Source organism: Peptostreptococcus sp., from assembly GCF_977045075.1.
Window position 1 is genome coordinate 1 of record NZ_CDRRTB010000023.1, and the last position, 18,967, is coordinate 18,967.

The following is an 18,967-nucleotide window of genomic DNA, read 5'->3' on the forward strand; positions in this document are numbered from 1 at the left end:
TTGATTTCCCTAATGATTGTAAATACTCTTGGTAGGATTGGGGCAAATAGGTCTACAGACCACTTTTCTAAAGCTTCTGCCATTATTGTATGATTAGTGTAGGCAAATACCTTAGTAGTTATATCCCACGCCTTTTCCCAACTATAGTCATAGTCATCCAATAGGATTCTCATCAATTCAGGTATACACATTGAAGGGTGAGTATCGTTTATATGGATAACCGCCTTGTCAGGCAAATTATCTAGGCTACCGTAAGTTCTATAGTGGTTTTTTACTATCTGCTGTAGTGACGCACTAGTAAAGAAGTACTGCTGCTTTATTCTAAGAGCCTTACCCTCATTAGTATCATCGGCTGGGTATAGTAGCTTTGAAATAGATTCAGCTATAGCCTCTGATTCAGATGACTTAGCATATTCTCCTCTTTCAAATAGCTTCATATCGAAACCTGCATCTGCCTTTGACTTCCATAGTCTTAGGACATTTACTGCCTCACTCTTGTATCCTGAAATCATAAGGTCATATGGTTCTGCTATTATTGATGTATAGTCTTCATAAGTAACCTTTAGTCCATCCTTAGTCCAGTGTTCTTTAGTCTTACCATAGAACTTAACTTCAATTTCTTCATCACTTCTATGAACCAGACCATACTGACCCATACCTAGCCAGTTGTCTGGGTATTCCTGCTGCCAACCATTTGCAATAACCTGCTTGAATATACCAAATTCATACAGTATGGAAAAGCCAGTTACTGGATAGTCGTTGCTAGTTAAGGCATCAAGGTAACATGATGCAAGTCTACCAAGACCACCATTTCCTAGACCTGGATCTGGCTCCATGTCATAAATCTTATCTAAGTCAAAATTCTTTTCAGCAAGGAAAGACCTTACTTCTTCTTCTAAACCAAGGTTAAATAGGTTATTTCTTAGCGTTCTTCCCACCAAGAATTCCATTGACATATAGTAGGCCTGCTTCTGGCCACTTTCCTTTAGCTTTTTGTTGTAGTCGTACCTCTTTTTCAATAGCCTATTTCTGGTTTCAGCCATTAAAGCTTGGTATAACTGTCTTTCGTTAGACTCTTCTATAGAGTTACCAAACTTTGTCTGCAGATATTGTTCAATATCTTTTGTCATTTCACTCATTCTTTTTCTCCTCTATCACTTTTTGTTTATATTATTTACCATAATATTTAAATTAATATATTTAATATGGTAATAAAACCAGCCCGGTGTCTACCATACACCAAATACTTATTTATTACCACTTTTAGTCCTTGTCTAATCTACTATATATTATTATAGACTAAAGGACCTCCCTATACATGTCCAGATACTTCTTGGCTGAATTATCCCAAGTCATATCGTGGTCCATTGCATTTCTCATAATATGCTTCCAAGTTTCCTGGTCATAATTATATACATCTAGGGCCCTCTTAATAGCATCTAGCATATCGTATACATTATAGCTTTCAAATGTGAAGCCATAGCCAGTCATCCTAGTAGGATCAAACGGTTCTACTGTATCTCTAAGACCGCCCACCCTATTAACTACAGGAATGCTACCATACCTCATAGCTATTAGCTGGGATAGGCCACATGGTTCAGACTTGGATGGCATCAAGAATATATCTGAACTAGCATATATCTTTGATGACAGTTCATTAGAAAACATGATGATAGACCTCATCTTGTCATGTCTCCTATATTCTAGGTTCCTTAACTGTTCTTCAAAATATGGGTCTCCTGTTCCTAAAATTACCAACTGGGCACCCATATTTAGGATATGCTCAGCTGCTTCGACAACTAGGTCTATACCCTTTTGACCTGTCAACCTCGTTACCATGCCTACCATTGGTATATCTTCACTTACCTCCAAGGCCATTTCTTCCTGGAAGGCTAGCTTATTTTTTATTTTCTTGTCTAGAGTCTTTAGCGAGAAGTTCTGACTTATCATATTATCACTTTCAGGGTTAAACTTATCATAGTCAATACCATTCACTATCCCCCTAAGCTTCCATCTCTCACTGGATAAGACTGGACTTAACCCAAAGGCAAAGTATGGGTCTAATATTTCATTTGCATAAGTCTCACTAACTGTATTTACCCTATCGGCTAGCTGGATAGCCCCCTTCAATAGGTTTATATCCCCATCAAAAGTCAAAGCTCCTAGGTACTCATTACCTAAACCAAATAGGCTTCCTAATACATATGGATTGTACTTGCCCTGAAATTCTATATTATGAATTGAGATTACGCTCTTCATATCCCTATAGAAATCATATCCTTCTCTCCTATAAAGGTCTAGGTACACTACTGATAAGGAGGCATGCCAGTCGTTAGCATTCATAATATCAGCCTTAAAGTCAATGTGTGGCATTATATCCACAGCTGCCTTAGAGAAGAAGGCAAACCTCTCTCCATCATCTGGTTCACCATAGGTCTGGTACCTATTAAAGTACTGTTCATTATCTATAAAGTAGAACTTAATACCCTTGTATTCAGTTTCGAAAATACCACAATAAATCTGCTTCCAACCCAATGATACATATATATATTTCACAAAATTAATATTGTACTTATTCCTGTCAATTGATGAATAAAGTGGCAGAACTACTCTTGCGTCCACACCATTATCATTCAAGGCTGCAGGTAAGCCACCCATTACGTCTCCCAATCCTCCAACTTTGACAAAGGGAGATGCTTCCGCAGCAACGAATAAAACTTTCACTCACAACACCTCTTTCTGTATGTGTTCAAAATTATATCTCTATTTTAATTCATATATGTTAGGACCCTAGATAGAGTCCTAACATAGTATTAGCATTAGATTGTCTTCTTCTTAGGAACTATAAACTGACAGTTTCTATCACCCTTTAGCTCCTTACCCTCTGTAACAAGCACTTCCTTGTCTGTGATTACATATTCTAGTTTAGCACCTTCCTTGATAGTCGTGCTAGACATCACGATACAATTTTTAAGCTCAACACCCTCTTCAATTGTTACATCTCTGAAGATTACTGAGTTTTCAACCTTTCCATTTATATGGCAGCCATCAGCCAAGATAGAGTTAGATACGCTTGAATTCTTGCCATAGCTAGTTGGTACACTATCCCTTACCCTTGTTAGTATTTCAGTACCAGACAGGAATATTTCCTTGCTTATTCTTTCATCTAATAGGTCCATATGGAAGTCATAATAGCTTTCTAGGCTATTTATTACCTTACAGTATCCCTTTACCTCATATGCATAGACATTCAGCCTGTTGAAGTTCTTTGATATGTAGTCTCTCACTATATCTTCCCAACCTAGTGTGATTCCCTTCTTGATAATTTCATTCAAGAAATCCTTGTGCATGATTGTTATCTTTAATAGGGTATTACATTCATAGTCTGCCCCATCCTTGTGGTAAAGTGAGTCGTAGGCCCTGTTCTTATTGTCAAGAATCATTTCAATTTCATCCTTTTCAGGCTTCCTCTTAACTACTGCTACTGTCACATCTGCATTATTTTCTTCATGGTACCTAAGCAAGTCCTTGAAATCAATATTACAGATGATATTAGAATCTGCAATTATACAGTAGTCCTGAAGTCTACCCTCCATATACTGGCTTGCATTACTCAAGGCTTCAAACTTATTCCTGGCTAGACCTGTATCAGAAATCGCTAGTGGAGGTATAATTTTTAGACCACCATTTTTTCTATTTAGATTCCAGTCTTTACCCCAACCTACATGGTCCATTAGGGAATTGTAGTTGTTAGTAGTCAAAATACCAATGTCAGCCACATCAGCCTTTACCAATGAAGAAAGGATAAAGTCAACAATCCTGTACCTACAAGCTACAGGTAGGGATGCTAGGGACCTATTCTTTATTAAACCTTCTAAATCATAATTCTTGTAATTATCTGCAAATATTAAACAAAATCCGTTCATACTATCCCCTCCTACTTCTTTTTGAATGTTTCCTTGTCTTTGACTACATCCTTGTTGGCTACAACAGTGATCATATCCTTACCAAGTTCTATTTTTTCATGACCAACTATAGCACCTTCACCTATAATGGCATCTTCGGCAACTATAGAATTGTATACCTTGGCATTCTTGCCTATAACTGCATTCTTCATTATTACACTGTTTACTACCTCTGCACCTTCATGGATATATACACCAGAAGACACAACTGAGTCCTTAACAGTTCCACTAATGCTGCTTCCCTCAGAAATCATGGCATTTGATAGCTTGGCCTTTGGTCCAATGTACTGGGCCATAGACTCGTAATGTCTGCAGTATATTCTCCAAAGCGGATCATAGATATAGAAGTTGTCAGCATTATTCAATAGGTCCATATTAGCCTGCCATAGACTCTCTATAGTTCCTACATCCTTCCAGTAGCCCTTGAATGGGTAGGCGAATATTTTCTTTCTATCGGCTAACATCATCGGTATTACGTCCTTACCAAAGTCATAGCTAGTATCTTCAGCATTTTCACACTTTTCAAGGTATATCTTTAACTGGGACCAGTTGAAGATGTAAATACCCATCGAAGCCTTAGTTGATATCGGTTTTTCTGGCTTTTCAACGAATTCACTTACAGAAAGGTCTGACATAGTATTGAGGATACCAAACCTACTAGCCTCTTCAAGTGGAACATCTATATGGGCAACTGTTAAATCTGCCCCCTTAGACTTATGGAACTTCAACATTTCATTGTAGTTCATCTTGTATATATGGTCACCAGAAAGAATCAATACGTATTCTGGATCATACTGTTCAATATACTTCATATTCTGGTAGATTGCATTTGATGTTCCCTTATACCAGTCACCTGTCTCTCCACCTGTATACGGAGGAAGGATTGATAAACCACCGTCCATCCTGTCTAGGTCCCATGGGGCACCATTTCCTATGTAGCTATTAAGCTCCAAAGGCATAAACTGAGTTAGGACCCCGACTGTAGATATGCCTGAATTCACACAGTTTGATAACGGAAAGTCGATTATCTTGTACTTACCACCAAATGGAACTGCTGGCTTGGCCATATTCTTTGTTAGGGATTTAAGCCTAGTTCCCTGACCACCTGCTAATAGCATTGCAACAATTTCTTTTTTTAAACTCATAGCTTTACCTCTCTTAACTATTTATTTTTCTACCAAATATAGACTTCCAAAAGATCCGATATTGACCTCTATATGGTAGTCAAACCCATTAAACTCTGATTTTATTGAATGAATGTTTCTGTTTACCAAGCCATCTCCACCGTACTTCTTGGCGTCACTATTCAATAAGATCTTATATTTTTTATCGGAGCTGACCCCGATTTTATACTTTTTCAGCTGCTGTGATGAGAAGTTGCAGATAACCAAGATCTCATTGCCCTTGGCATCATACCTAGTGAAGGAAAAAACATTATTTGTATTGTCATCCACAGTATTCCACCTAAATCCATCCCAGTTGGTATCCAACTCCCATAGTTGCTTATGCTTGGCATATATGGCATTTAGGTCTCTGACAAACTTCTGATGTGTTGCATGTAATGGGTAATCTAAAAGAACCCAATCTAGTTGCTTTTCATCATTCCATTCTATCACCTGGGCAATGTCCGTACCCATAAAGTTAAGTTTCTTGCCTGGATGGCCATACATATAGGCTAGGAATACCCTCAGGCTCTTAAACTTGTCCTCATAAGGGACATAGGCCTTATCAAAGATAGACTTCTTTCCATGTACCACCTCGTCATGTGAAAGGGCTAGTATATAGTTTTCACTAAAGGCGTATGTAATGGAGAAGGTCATGCAATTATGTATTCCAGACCTAAAGTATGGGTCAGATTCAAGATATTTTAATGAATCGTTCATCCACCCCATATTCCACTTAAAGTCAAAGCCTAGGCCACCGTCCTTTACAGGATGACTAACCTTTGGCCAGGCTGTAGATTCTTCTGCTATCATCATAGCTCCTGGGAAGGTATCATGTACATGTTCATTTAGCTTCTTTAGGAATTCAAGAACTTCTAAATTTTCCTTGCCCCCATATTTATTTGGTCTCCACTCGCCACCCTGTCTAAAGTAGTCAAGATATAGCATTGATGAAACTGCATCTACCCTCAGACCATCTATATGGAACTTGTCTAACCAATAAACAGCATTAGATATCAAGAATGATACCACCTCGTTTTTACCATAGTCAAAGACCCTAGTTCCCCATTCTTTGTGCTCCATTTTTAGTGGATCTGAGTACTCGTAGGCATATGATCCATCAAATTCACATAAGCCTGATTCATCCTTAGGGAAATGTCCTGGTACCCAGTCTAGGATTATACCTATATTATTCTGGTGTAGCAGGTCAACCAAGTACATAAGGTCTTCAGGTAATCCATACCTAGATGTAGGTGCAAAATAGCCCGTAACCTGGTAGCCCCATGATTTATCATATGGATGCTCCATCAAAGGAAGTAGCTCAACGTGCGTATACTTCATGTCCTTTAGATAGGCAAGCAAAAGTTCTGCATATTCACGATAAGAGTAGAATTCACCATTGTCCCTGGTCTTCCAAGTCCCAAGGTGTAATTCATATATATTCATTGGACCGTCCTTAGGAACCTTCCTGGACTTCATCCAAGCCTGGTCACCCCATTCATAGTCATCAAATTTATATACCTTAGATGAGGTGTTTGGCCTTGTTTCAAAGTGTCTTGCATAAGGGTCGGACTTGTATAGGGTCCTTCCGTCTTGAGTTTCAAATACATACTTGTATGCGTCATACTGCTTGATATTTTTTATACGGCACTCATATATTCCTGAATCCGTAACCTTCTCTGCCTCATATACAAATGGGTCCCAGTTACAGAATTCGCCTGTCACATATACCCTCTTGGCACCAGGAGCCCATACCCTAAAGGTGCATTCGTCACCGTCAAGGAAGGAGCCCATATAATCGAAGGCCCTGTAATTGGTACCTTCATGGAATAGATACTTAGCCAAATCGTTCTTTTGGTCTTTTTTCATACTCTTCTCACCTCACCATTTATGATACTTCTATATCGACTCTATTAATTATTTAATAAGTCGATAAGATTTAGTCGATTAAAATTAGGTATAATCAATACATCATACCACTATAATTACATACATCATACCATAAATAAATGCTAATTTTCACAAAATAATGCAATTTTTTTCCTATGAAAATCTTTATTTTTAGGAAAATCGTTTTTTCTAATGCTTTCGATATAATTTTAATAAAATAAAAAAAAATTCATCAAATTTACACGAAAAATCTCATTGTTTTGGTATATAATATATTATAAAATGTATATTAGAACTCGATTACTATTTAAATAATAAGTTTTAAATAAGCTTTTAGTCTTATTCTACTTACATTAATTATAGGGTTTATGATATTAGGAAAATAATACAAAAATAAAATAGAAAGTACAGAAGAGGATAATATGAGAAAAGTAATTTACAGACAAGAAATTGATAAGAAGCCACTTGGAGGTGTTAAAAATAACGAAAAGACAAGCATAGACATATATATACATGAATCAATCCACTTCCAATCTTTGGAATTTGTATATTTCAACGATAAGTCTCCATATGACTTAAATAAGATACCAATGACTATACTAGAAATCGACCGGGAAGACCAGTTAAAATACCAGGGCTATATAAGGTATCATATAGATTTAGGACCACTTGAAACAGGTCTTTATTTCTACTATTTCCAGCTAAACTACCATGATTGTAGTCATAATATATCTAAGATTAACTACCAGCCTGAAATTACTGATGATTTGATTTGTTGGCAGTTAACTGTATATGATGCAGACTTTACTACTCCTGACTGGATTAAGGGAGGTATCATCTATCAAATATTTCCTGATAGGTTTAAAAGGAGTTCATCATATAAGGCTCCAAGGGCAGTGAATGAAGATGAGAGAACTATTAGAAATGATTGGGGTGGTCGTCCACAGTCAGGATTAGACACGCCTAACTACTCTGCCAAGGACTTCTTTATGGGTAATCTAGATGGTATTAGGGAAAGTCGTGCCTATCTAGAGGGCTTGAATATTGATATGGTCTACCTAAACCCCATAGTTGAAAGCTCGGAAAACCATAGGTATTCAACAGCTGATTACAAGAATGTAGACCCTTATTTGGGAACTATAGACAGCTTCAGAGACCTCTGTCATGACTTTAATAAGTCTGGCATTAAACTTGTCCTAGATGGTGTCTTTAGTCATACAGGTTCGGATAGTATATATTTTAATAGGTATGGTAGGTATCCTGGCATAGGAGCTTATCAGTCCAAGGAATCAGCCTACTATCCATGGTTTAACTTTATAGATTATCCAAATACCTATGCTTCTTGGTGGGGCTTTGATAACCTTCCAGAACTGATTAAGGAAAATGAGGACTACACAAACTACGTATGCAGCCAAGAGGATGGAGTCCTTAAATTCTGGCAAGACCTCGGTGCAGGTGGTTGGAGACTCGATGTGGCAGATGAGTTACCAGATGTCTTTATAGATAAACTAAGAGAATCTATCAAGGCTACAGACCCAGAGGCCCTAATCATTGGTGAAGTATGGGAAGATGCCACTAACAAATTTTCATATGGAGGTAGAAGACGTTATTTACTAGGTCAGCAGCTAGATTCTGTCATGAACTACCCTTGGAGGACAGCTATAATTGACCTCCTAAAGGGACAGGATACAAAGCTATTTAAAAATAGGATAATGGACCTTATTTCTAACTATCCTCAGCCTGCCCTAGACACACTTATGAACCTTTTATCTACACATGATACTGCCAGGATAGCAACTTGTCTGGCTCTCGATGTAGATAGTTTTAAGCATGAAGACAAGCTAGGCTATAGTTTGCCAGAGGTCCTATACGAAAAGGCCCTTGAGCTTGAAAAAATAGCCTCATTTATACAGTTTACCCTACCAGGTGTGCCATCACTATACTACGGTGACGAAAATGGTATGGAGGGCTTCTCCGACCCATACAATAGGTGTTGCTTTATAGAGGAGGACAGAAACCAGGATATATATGACCACTACAAGGCCTTGACTAGCTTTAGGTCAAAGTATAGGGATAGCTTTAAGACTGGCTTTGAATTTGGTTTTGCTAGAGAAAACCTAATATGCTACTATAGAAACGATATAGCCTGTCTAATAAACCTTGGAGATAAGCCTGTCCTAGTAGAAGAAATACTTGGTGGCAAAAAGGTCTTTGGAAATAAGGAGGTCTACCCTACAAATTATGGACTGGTTGTTGGACCAAGATCCTATACTGCTATACACTTAGATAAGTAAAATATTTTTGAAGTTTTAAGTCTAATTATAATAAATAGAAAGGATCCAAGTATATATAATAAGACTTGGATAAAAGGTAATCAATATGACAAACACTAGGAAGGCAGGTATCCTCCTGCCAATTTTCTCCCTACCTAGTAAGTACGGGGTTGGGAGTCTAGGCCACTGTGCCTATGAATTTGTGGACTTTTTGGTAAGGACTGGTCAATCTGTTTGGCAGATACTACCGATAACAGCAACTGCTGCAATTGATGAATATTCACCATACAAGTCTGTCTGCGCCTTTTCAGGTAACTATGACCTTATAGACATAGACATGCTTGTAGGCAAGGGTCTTGTAGACTGGAACTTTATTAACTCTGTATACCAGGGCTACTACCAGGCAGATCCAAGATATGCTGACTATGCTAAAGCCAGATCTCTTAAGATGATTATTTTTAGAGAGGCCTTCAGGAACTTTGATCCTAAGCATGACCAAGCCTACAAGGATTTTAAGAAGGAAAATGCCTTCTGGCTTGATGATTTTGCCAAATACATGGCTCTAAAGGAAGCAAATGACGAAAAGCCATACTGGGAATGGCCAAACCCAGCTAACAAGCCAAATCCTGACACAATTGACTTCCACTGCTTCCTACAGTACCTATTCTTCGACCAGTGGCACCAGCTGAAAAAATATGCAAATGATCGTGGTATAGAAATATTCGGTGATATGCCAATTTATGTATCACGTGATAGTTCTGACTTCTACTACAATAGGGACATGTTCTTGACAGATGAAAAGGGTGAACCTCATCAGATATCAGGAGTTCCACCAGATGAGTTTTCAGCAACTGGCCAGGTTTGGGGTAACCCTCTATACGATTGGGACTACCTAAAGAAGCACAAGTTTGATTGGTGGGTTAAGAGAATCCAAAAATCTCTTGAGCTTTATGATATATTAAGAATAGACCACTTCAGAGGCTTTGAAAGCTTCTATTCTATAGATCCTGTCACTAGAGATGCTATGAACGGAAGGTGGATAAAGGCACCAGGCAAGGAGCTTTTTGACCAGGTAAACAAGGAAATTAAAAATGCTAACATAGTAGCTGAAGACCTTGGTATTATTACTGATGAGGTTCGTGACCTCCTAGACTATACTGGCTTCCCAGGTATGAAGATAGTCCAGTTTGGATTTAGCTCTGATGCTGACAACCTTAACCTACCACATAACTATCCAAAGAATTCTGTTGCCTACACAGGAACACATGACAATACCAGCCTGGCTGAATGGCTAAAAACTTGCAGCCCTAGTGAATTCTCATATGCAGAGGCCTACCTAAGGATGTCAGCCTATGACAGGTATACTGAATGCCTAATAAGGTCTGTCATGATGACTAATTCCTACATGGCTATTATACCTCTACAGGACTGGTATGACTTTGAGGGTTGGTCAAGAATAAATACTCCAGGTATCGATGAAGGTAACTGGATATTTAGGATGTTGCCACATGAAATGTACAACCATGACCTAGAGGGGTATATCAGTTATATTACAGGTCTGTACGGAAGATTTAAAAACAGGTAATCTATAAATTAAAAATAATAAGGGAGCAGAAAATCCAGCTTTTACTGGAAGGTCTGCTCCACTTTCATTTATATTATAAAATGCATTATCATACATACTATGATTTACTTTATAAAGACTAATAGCTCTTTAACTCAATCCAGGCCTTATCATAGTCCTTAATAACCTTCTGTATGTCCAAAAATGCCTCAGACTTGTCTAATATAGCCTTGTCTGGGTACATAGTCTTATTGTTTCTAAGTTTTTCAGGTAAGAGCTTTCTACCCTCGCTATTTGGAGTTGAATATCCTATATACTCTGTATTCCTAGCGTTCACCTTAGGGTCACATAGGAAGTTTATAAAGGCCTCTGCCCAGTCTTCATTATCAGCAGTCTGTGGTATGCATACTGCATCTGTCCACTTGTTGGATCCCTCACTAGGTATTATATACTCTAGGTCGTCATTTTCCTCCTTCATAAGTGGGAAGTCTCCTGAATAAAAGACTCCCATAGCAGCCTCCCCAGCTATCATCCTATCCTTACCATCATCATTTACATAGGCAAGGACCAGTGGCTTCTGTTTTATTAAAAGGTCCTTGGCTGCATTTATCTGGTCCTTGTCAACAGAGTTCATGCTATAGCCAAGCTTCTTTAGGGCCACACCCATGCTATCTCTTACAGAGTCGAACATAAGTATATTTCTAGTATACTTCTTGTCCCAAAGTATATCCCATGAGTCAACCTTATCATCTACCATATTCTTGTTATAGACTATGCCTAGGGTACCCCACATGTATGGAACTGAGTACTCATTAGTAGGATCGTACTTAGGATTTAAAAAGGACTTGTCTATATACTTGAAGTTAGGTATATTATTATAGTTTATCTTTTTTAATAGGCCTTCCCTACTCATCTTCTGGACCATATAGTCAGACGGAAATACAAGGTCATATTTTGTGCTTCCACTCTTAACCTTCTGATACATCATCTCATTGGTATCGTAGGTTGAATACTGAACATCAATACCTGTCTGCTCTTCAAACTCACTGATTAGACTCTCATCTATATAGTCACCCACGTTATATACGTTAAGAACTTTAGTAGAATCCTGGCCACCACCTAGGCAACCACTTGTAAATATTGCAACTGAGGATAAAATCAGCGTCATGGCCATGGTTCTTCCTATATTGTTTTTTAATTTATTATTTATCTTTATTAGTCTCATTATTTTCTACCCCCTGACTAGGCCTTACCCAAGGCGGAATTCTTAATTATAGAATCCTTCCTATTAGCTAATATCAGTAAGACCAATACTGTTAAAAACATCAGGCTTGATAGGGCATTTATCTCCGGTTTAATTCCACGTCTAGCCATACCATATATTTCTATAGACAGATTACTTACACCATTTCCTGTATTGAAGAAGGAAATGATGAAGTCATCTATAGACATAGTAAAGGCCATCAGGAATCCAGACATTATACCCGGCTTGATCTGCGGTATAACAATCTTTCTTATTGCCAACCAAGGTGTTGCTCCTAGATCTAGGGCAGCCTCTTCTACATTATCAGGTAGCTGCCTTAGCTTTGGCAAGACTGATAGGATTACATATGGTGTACAAAACATCACATGTGACAAGAGCATAGTTTTAAATCCAAAATTCATTTGGAAAAAGGCAAACAAGCTCATTAGGGCTACACCTGTAACTATATCAGTATTTAAAACTGGCAGGTAGTTGATATTTAGGATAGTAGCCTTGGTCTTACCCCTCATCTTATATATACCAATAGAAGTTATAGTTCCAAATATAGTAGATATAATTGAGGCCAAAACAGCTATACTAATAGTGTAGTATAAGGCTGTCAATATAGTCTCATTCCTAAATAGAGCCACATACCACTTCATGGTAAAGCCATTTAATACACCCATAGACTTTGAATCATTAAAGGAGAATATTACAAGGGCCACTATAGGTGCATATAAAAACAAAAATACAAGCACCAGGTAGATATTTGAGCATAGCTTTGATATTAAGTTCCTTCTCTGCATTATACCTTACCCCCTTGTCTTTCATCCCTGTCTATCTTGTTCATAAAGGCCATAGAAATTAGTATTATAACCATCATAACTATGGATATTGATGAACCTAAATTCCAGTCACCGACTGTTGTAAACTGCTGTTCAATCAAGTCACCTACCAGCATAGTCTTACCACCACCTAGTAGTCTAGATATGGCGAAGGTTGTTACACAAGGCATAAATACCATTGTCACCCCACTTAAGACACCCGGTATGCTCAGTGGGAAGATTACCTTCCTAAATACTGTAGCTGTATTGGCACCCAAGTCTCTTGCTGCATTTACTAGGTCTTCATCTATCTTCTGTAGAGACGTATATATTGGCAATACCATGTAAGGTAAAAAGTTGTATATCATACCTAGTAGTACTGCAGAACTTGTATAGAGGATTGAATTTGGTGTAATACCAAAAAACCCCAAAAGAGAATTTAACAATCCATTTTTTCCAAGTATTGCTATCCAGGCATAGGTCCTCAGTAGGAAATTCATCCACATCGGTAGTATAAATAGGAGGATCAGAGAGTCCCTCCTGCTAAGCTTGGCCTTAGATATTATGTAGGCTGCTGGATAACCAATAATTACACATAAAATAGTCGCTATACCAGCAAGAACAAATGACCTCATAAATACCTTTAGGAATAAGGGATCAAAGGCCTGCCTATAATTTTCAAATGTAAATAGGATACCCCCATCGTCAGTTTTTCTAGTCAATGAATAATAAACAATCAATACTAGGGGCACTACTATAAATATTACTGACCAAAGGGCATAGGGATAGGCCAACCTAGTCTCCTTTTGCTCAACCACAGTATTTGTTCTATTCTTAATCTTCTTCATCCTATGCATCTCCTTTGTGCATGATATGAATATCTTCAGGATTAATAATCATGCCTAATTCACTTCCAATAGGAGCTGTCTTAGTGTTCTGAAGTAACCATAGCCTTCCACTCTCTTCTACCTCTAGCTCATAGTGGACTCCCTTAAATACAGAAGACCTTACTATACCTCTTAGCATACCCTCTTCAGCGCTAGTCATAATAATATCTTCTGGTCTAACAACAACATCAACATTTTCACCCTTTTCAAAGCCCTTGTCTACACAGACAAAACGCCTTGATGAAAACTCTACATCAAAGTCATCATGCATTATGCCATCTATAATATTAGATTCACCTATAAAGTTGGCTACAAAGGCATTTTCAGGCTCATTGTAGATATCTATAGGACTACCTATCTGCTGGATTACTCCCTTATCAAGGACAACTATTGTATCACTCATACTCAAGGCTTCCTCCTGGTCATGTGTTACAAATATAAAGGTAATCCCTAGCTTCTTCTGGATTTTCTTTAACTCCACCTGCATCTCCTGTCTTAACTTAAGGTCAAGAGCTCCTAGTGGCTCGTCAAGTAAAAGGACCTTCGGCTCATTAACAAGGGCCCTTGCTATTGCAACTCTCTGCTGCTGACCACCAGATAGGGATGATATCTTTCTGTGCTCAAAGCCCTGTAGGGAAACTAGGGCCAGCATGCTCTTTACCTTTTCCTCAACAGTAATTGGGTCCATCTTCTTAATCTTTAGACCAAAGGCTATGTTCTCATATACATCCATGTGTGGGAACAAGGCATACTTCTGAAATACGGTATTTATATTTCTCTGATAGGCTGGTACACTATTTACCCTATAGCCTCCAAAGAATACATCTCCCTCATCAGCGAACTCAAAGCCTGCTATTATCCTGAGAAGTGTAGTCTTGCCACATCCACTAGGCCCTAGCAGGGTCAAAAATTCATTTTCGTTTACAGTCAGGTTAAACCTGTCCAAAATAGTATTATCATTAAATTTCTTTGATATATTATTAAGTTCAATTAGTTTATTTTCCAATATATATACCCCCTAAATTTTTCTAAAATGAAGGTGGACAGCTTACCCAGATTAGGCTGGCTGGTGTCTTACCTTCATTGCTTATTGAATGGGTTTCCCTGGCCTGGTAGTAGAAACTCTCGCCCTTTTTAACCCTATATTTCTTATTGCCCATGTGTAGGCATATAGTCCCCTTTAATACGAATCCAAACTCCTCACCCTCGTGTGGCTTTTCCTCCTTGTAGGAACCTCCTGGCTCTATATTTACTAGAACAGGCTCCATGTCATACTTTTGTGAGTTTGGTACCAACCATTTGAAATGATAACCCAAATCCTCATCATCAGTTTCAAACATATCGTCCTCAGCAAAGGTAATCTTTTCATTTACCTCATCAGCAAAGAAGTCTCTAAGGTTAGTTCCCAAGATTTCAAGTATGTCTATCAGGGTGGCAATTGATGGTGATGTCAAATCATTCTCCAACTGCGATATAAAGCCCTTGGATAATTCGCAACGATTTGCCAATTCCTCCTGGGTCAGCTGCTTTTCTGTCCTTAACCGCCTTAGCTTTTCACCAATCTCCATCTAATCCTCCATTCCAATTTATAGCAAAATAAAATTCCATATTTACTTTACTTTTAATAAACTCAAAGTTTATTAAAAGTAAACTCTAGATAATTATATATAATAATACAAAAAAAATCAATGCTTTTTTATAATTTCCACATTTTTTATAGTAATTATAAAAAGCATTGATTTCAATAAGTCTATTATATTCTAAAATTCTAAGTTTAATAAATTATATCCTGAAGTTTACTTTTATTAAACCTAACCAATTAATAGCCAAGTATTGCTTTTGACACAGTATTATATCCACCTATGATATAATTAGTCTTATTTACTGTTAGTTCCTTATTGTCCTTTGATATAGAGTCCTTCTTCACAAGTAGCAGGTTCTTACCACCATCGTTTAAAAGGTTGACTGCACTTAGGGCATCGGCAAAGCTACTTCCATTAGCAAGTATATTTTCATTGTACTTAAGTATTTCAGCTACCTGGTTAGATGTTGATTCCCTATCCTGACCAAAAATCCTGTATACCTTATCTCCCTTTACTGCCTTTAGCCTAGTTTCTATATCATGACCTACTGAGTTCTTTCCACCTATTATGTAGGCATCCCTATATGTAGCCAAATTATTAGGCAGCTTGTTGACACTGTTGACCAGTAGGATTGGTGAATTTAGCTTCTTGGCAAGTGGTGTTGCTGAAAGTGCATCGGCAAATTTTCTACCATCAGTAAATATTATATGCCTAGATGCTCCAAATTCCTTTACCAGCTTGGCTGAAGTCTCATACCTATCATTTCCTGAGATCCTTCTTACATTTAGACCAGCTAGCTGTGTCGCAATGTTGGTAGGAACTGAGTTTAAACCGCCTACTATAATTACATTAGTAGCTCCCAGATCCTTTATAAGCTTGATTGCATCTGCCTTTAGACCTGTCTTGTCAGAGAATATGATAGGTGCATTGTACTTCATAGCAAGTGGACCAGCTGCAAGTGGGTCAGCAAAGCTGTTGCCTGAAGCTACTAGGACAGTCTGACTTGACTTGAAGGTCTTCCTCACTGAGGCAAGGTTTGTAGCAAACCTATCATTACCACTGATTCTTCTTCCATCACTTGGCTGGACTGGTGTCACCTGGTCTGGGTTAATGTCTGAACCAGCTTCATATGTGGCATTTATAAAGAAGCTCTTATTAACTATTTTTCCATCTGACTCTCTCAAAGAATAGTAGATGCATACGGCTAGGTGGTTACCAACCTTAAGGTTGGCTGTATTTATAGTTAAGCTAAACTTGCCATCCTGTGTATTAACATTGTATTTTGGATTTGAAATAAGGGCATCTGTAGTAGGTACAAACTTCTTATCAGTGAACTCCTTGTCTGTAAGTGTGTAGACAGATACTCCTATTCCTCTTACTAGCTGGCCACTAACCACACTCTGACCCACCCCTAGTGATGTTGGCAGGTCAATAGTAACCTTGGCATCGGCCTCAATTTTTGACTTCACGTCAGCTAGGTTTTCTAGTTGAACAGCTGAGTTTGTCACATTATCTTTATTTTCCTTTGGCTGACTAGTACTCACATCCTCCCTCTTAAGGTTGTCAGTCGAGATAATTTCTTCGACCACTAAGCTTGACTGGTCATCAACTACTTCGTTTGACTCTGCAAGAGACAAGCCACCTGCATAGGCCAAGATATTTACAACCATAGATAGGGTAAGTACCATCGATATCCTTCTATTCATTTTTATTCCCTCCTTTTAACTACATATCATATATTTACTATAGGTGTAGCTACTTATATGATTTCATATCATTATCCTAAATCCATATAGACATATATATTGAAATTTGAAACCATATATCTTTATATAATAACATATAATACATAATTAATGCAAATTTCGTCAATTGATTGACTATAATAGGTCTAATAATCCCAAAAACCAATACATAATTATACTTTTATGTTATACTAACTATGTTAAATGTAATATAGATTGGAGGTAACGACTTGAAAAATAGGCTTGAAGACCAGGAATATAAAAAACAAACTATCAAGCTTGCCCTCTTCCTAGGCGAACTCCTAGTGAAAAACGGAGCAGAAACCTACAGGGTTGAGGATAGTGTCCTTAGAATTTGTAAATCAAGAGGCTATAACCATATCAACTGCTTTAGTACACCAACTGTAATTATAATATCTGATGACAAGTTTGATGGTCTCTGCTTTATGAAAACCATAGATAGTAGGGGTATAAACCTTAACAAGGTATCTCTACTAAATAATTTTTCTAGGGAATTTGTGAATATGGTTGATCCCGATATTGAAGAAGAAATAGAAAAGTTACATGAAATAGATAAACTTAAAACCTATCCAAAGTGGGTATACCTGCTTGGAACAGGCATCGGCTCTGCTGGATGTGCAGCAGTATTAGGTGGTAACCAGGTATCAACATTTTTACTAACTGTACTAACCTCTATTTTGGCAACCTTTGTATATGATAGTACACTTAAATACAGTTCTATCAGCATGTTTGCCACAATGTTATCATCTTCAATTATAACCATTTGCGGGGTCATACTCCACAAGCTGGGCATGATACCAGATGAAGCCTCTCTTATAGTAGGTTCTATAATGCCCCTACTACCCGGAGTTGCCTTTATAAAGTGCATGAGGGACCTGATTTCAGGAAGTCTCATGTCAGGTGCAGCCCGTATATTTGAAGTCTTTATCATCCTGGCTGCCATTGCCTCAGGCGTGGCCCTAGTGATAGGAATAGGAGGTGTATAGGATGTTAACTCAAGTACCCCTATGGCAACACTTTATTTTCGCTGGCCTAGCAACATGTGGCTTTGCCATATTTTTCAACGTTCAGCCTAAACTCTTACTATGGGTATCCCCTATAGGAGCCTTGGGTTGGGTGGTCTATGTCTTAGGTGTTTTTAACTACGAGAACCCAATGATATACTCATTTACTGCTGCTGCGCTAATCTCTATCTGCTCAGAAGTACTTGCAAGGAGACTTAAGCAGCCCGCAATTATATTTGTAATACCAGGTATCTTACCACTAGTACCAGGTGTTGGACTTTACCAGACTGTTTATGCTATTATGTTTAAAAAGTATAGTATTGCCGCAACTGTAGGTACTAAGTCGGTTATAGTTAGTATTGGTATTGCCCTGGGAATCCTGGTAGTAGCTTCCTTGTCAAGGGTATTTAACTTCTACCAGCTGAAAAGGGCCTTCTCTAGGAAGGACTCAGCAAGGTATGTTGAATGGGTAAACCTTGGAAAGAACAGGACTGGCAACCAGTTTGTACTTAATAGGGATGAATTAAACGAACACTTAAACAGCTTGAATATAGATACTGAATCCTACAAAAACTCTGATTTGGATAAGATGGAGAAAAACAGTTCACAGGATATCATTTTGGATGATGACTCTGATGATGACTTAGATTTTGAATTAGATCTGGATTAAACTAAAAAGGTTGTATAATATTTAGCGTTGGTGAGAGAAAAAATTCTCTCCCAACGCTAAATTTTTTGCAAAAAAATAGGAACACACATCAAATCTCGTGTATAATTTAAATCGCACAAAATAAAAAACAAGGAG

Annotated in this window: 15 protein-coding genes; 4 read left to right on the forward strand and 11 right to left on the reverse strand. The window is 37.9% G+C overall.

The window, feature by feature from the left end:
* From ACW6OJ_RS03395 to glgB, 5 genes are all read right to left on the reverse strand, one after another.
* Positions 1-1,139, reverse strand: a 1,139-nt coding sequence (locus tag ACW6OJ_RS03395) for a glycogen/starch/alpha-glucan phosphorylase (RefSeq protein WP_456095773.1), incomplete at its 3' end; no start/stop codon positions are given.
* A 160-nt stretch (positions 1,140-1,299) separates the two neighbouring features.
* Positions 1,300-2,724: a glycogen synthase GlgA gene (gene glgA, locus ACW6OJ_RS03400; RefSeq protein ID WP_455104646.1), complete on the reverse strand. Its 1,425-nt coding sequence runs from the start codon at positions 2,722-2,724 to the stop codon at positions 1,300-1,302.
* Between the two features lie 95 nt (positions 2,725-2,819).
* On the reverse strand, positions 2,820-3,926 hold the full coding sequence (glgD, locus tag ACW6OJ_RS03405) for a glucose-1-phosphate adenylyltransferase subunit GlgD (protein WP_455104073.1): 1,107 nt from the start codon (positions 3,924-3,926) through the stop codon (positions 2,820-2,822).
* Between the two features lie 11 nt (positions 3,927-3,937).
* Entirely contained in the window at positions 3,938-5,110 is a 1,173-nt protein-coding gene (locus ACW6OJ_RS03410; protein WP_455104645.1) for a glucose-1-phosphate adenylyltransferase, read from the reverse strand.
* A gap of 21 nt (positions 5,111-5,131) precedes the next feature.
* Entirely contained in the window at positions 5,132-6,997 is a 1,866-nt protein-coding gene (gene glgB / locus ACW6OJ_RS03415) for a 1,4-alpha-glucan branching protein GlgB (protein ID WP_455104644.1), read from the reverse strand.
* A gap of 443 nt (positions 6,998-7,440) precedes the next feature.
* Here glgB and ACW6OJ_RS03420 point away from each other — a divergent pair, with 443 nt between their 5' ends.
* Both ACW6OJ_RS03420 and malQ read left to right on the forward strand, forming a co-directional pair.
* A complete protein-coding gene (locus ACW6OJ_RS03420) occupies positions 7,441-9,312 on the forward strand; it encodes a glycoside hydrolase family 13 protein (protein WP_455104643.1) in 1,872 nt (623 codons plus the stop codon).
* A gap of 85 nt (positions 9,313-9,397) precedes the next feature.
* The gene (gene malQ / locus ACW6OJ_RS03425) at positions 9,398-10,876 is read left to right on the forward strand and encodes a 4-alpha-glucanotransferase (RefSeq protein WP_314497157.1); all 1,479 of its coding nucleotides are present in this window, start codon (positions 9,398-9,400) and stop codon (positions 10,874-10,876) included.
* 118 nt (positions 10,877-10,994) lie between these two features.
* Here the strand turns inward: malQ and ACW6OJ_RS03430 are convergent, their stop codons facing one another.
* The 6 genes from ACW6OJ_RS03430 to ACW6OJ_RS03455 form a co-directional block, all read right to left on the reverse strand.
* Positions 10,995-12,029, reverse strand: coding sequence for an ABC transporter substrate-binding protein (locus ACW6OJ_RS03430; protein ID WP_455104657.1), 1,035 nt, complete (start codon positions 12,027-12,029; stop codon positions 10,995-10,997).
* A 68-nt stretch (positions 12,030-12,097) separates the two neighbouring features.
* Positions 12,098-12,904 carry an ABC transporter permease gene (locus tag ACW6OJ_RS03435; RefSeq protein WP_455104641.1) on the reverse strand — a complete coding sequence of 269 codons (807 nt, stop codon included), beginning with the start codon at positions 12,902-12,904 and terminating at the stop codon, positions 12,098-12,100.
* Positions 12,904-13,770, reverse strand: coding sequence for an ABC transporter permease (locus ACW6OJ_RS03440; RefSeq protein WP_455104078.1), 867 nt, complete (start codon positions 13,768-13,770; stop codon positions 12,904-12,906). Before ACW6OJ_RS03440 ends, ACW6OJ_RS03435 begins: the two co-directional genes overlap by 1 nt.
* Before the next feature lies 1 nt (position 13,771).
* Positions 13,772-14,815, reverse strand: coding sequence for a spermidine/putrescine ABC transporter ATP-binding protein (gene potA, locus ACW6OJ_RS03445; RefSeq protein ID WP_455104640.1), 1,044 nt, complete (start codon positions 14,813-14,815; stop codon positions 13,772-13,774).
* Positions 14,816-14,837: 22 nt separating this feature from the next.
* Positions 14,838-15,377 (reverse strand): helix-turn-helix domain-containing protein, encoded by a 540-nt coding sequence (locus ACW6OJ_RS03450; RefSeq protein WP_455104079.1) that lies wholly within the window; start codon positions 15,375-15,377, stop codon positions 14,838-14,840.
* A gap of 251 nt (positions 15,378-15,628) precedes the next feature.
* Positions 15,629-17,098, reverse strand: coding sequence for a cell wall-binding repeat-containing protein (locus ACW6OJ_RS03455; RefSeq protein WP_455104639.1), 1,470 nt, complete (start codon positions 17,096-17,098; stop codon positions 15,629-15,631).
* Positions 17,099-17,367: 269 nt separating this feature from the next.
* Between ACW6OJ_RS03455 and ACW6OJ_RS03460 the strand changes: the two genes are divergently transcribed.
* Entirely contained in the window at positions 17,368-18,144 is a 777-nt protein-coding gene (locus ACW6OJ_RS03460; RefSeq protein ID WP_293430395.1) for a threonine/serine exporter family protein, read from the forward strand.
* Between the two features lies 1 nt (position 18,145).
* A complete protein-coding gene (locus tag ACW6OJ_RS03465) occupies positions 18,146-18,832 on the forward strand; it encodes a threonine/serine exporter family protein (protein WP_293430397.1) in 687 nt (228 codons plus the stop codon).
* Positions 18,833-18,967: the final 135 nt, after the last annotated feature.

Coding starts and splice junctions, on each gene's coding strand:
- glgD (WP_455104073.1), bottom strand. CDS start 3,926: ATGAACGGATTTTGTTTAATATTTGCAGATAATTACAAGAATTATGAT.
- malQ (WP_314497157.1), top strand. CDS start 9,398: ATGACAAACACTAGGAAGGCAGGTATCCTCCTGCCAATTTTCTCCCTA.
- ACW6OJ_RS03430 (WP_455104657.1), bottom strand. CDS start 12,029: ATGGCCATGACGCTGATTTTATCCTCAGTTGCAATATTTACAAGTGGT.
- ACW6OJ_RS03450 (WP_455104079.1), bottom strand. CDS start 15,377: ATGGAGATTGGTGAAAAGCTAAGGCGGTTAAGGACAGAAAAGCAGCTG.
- glgB (WP_455104644.1), bottom strand. CDS start 6,997: ATGAAAAAAGACCAAAAGAACGATTTGGCTAAGTATCTATTCCATGAA.
- ACW6OJ_RS03420 (WP_455104643.1), top strand. CDS start 7,441: ATGAGAAAAGTAATTTACAGACAAGAAATTGATAAGAAGCCACTTGGA.
- ACW6OJ_RS03440 (WP_455104078.1), bottom strand. CDS start 13,770: ATGAAGAAGATTAAGAATAGAACAAATACTGTGGTTGAGCAAAAGGAG.
- ACW6OJ_RS03435 (WP_455104641.1), bottom strand. CDS start 12,904: ATGCAGAGAAGGAACTTAATATCAAAGCTATGCTCAAATATCTACCTG.
- ACW6OJ_RS03410 (WP_455104645.1), bottom strand. CDS start 5,110: ATGAGTTTAAAAAAAGAAATTGTTGCAATGCTATTAGCAGGTGGTCAG.
- ACW6OJ_RS03455 (WP_455104639.1), bottom strand. CDS start 17,098: ATGAATAGAAGGATATCGATGGTACTTACCCTATCTATGGTTGTAAAT.
- ACW6OJ_RS03465 (WP_293430397.1), top strand. CDS start 18,146: ATGTTAACTCAAGTACCCCTATGGCAACACTTTATTTTCGCTGGCCTA.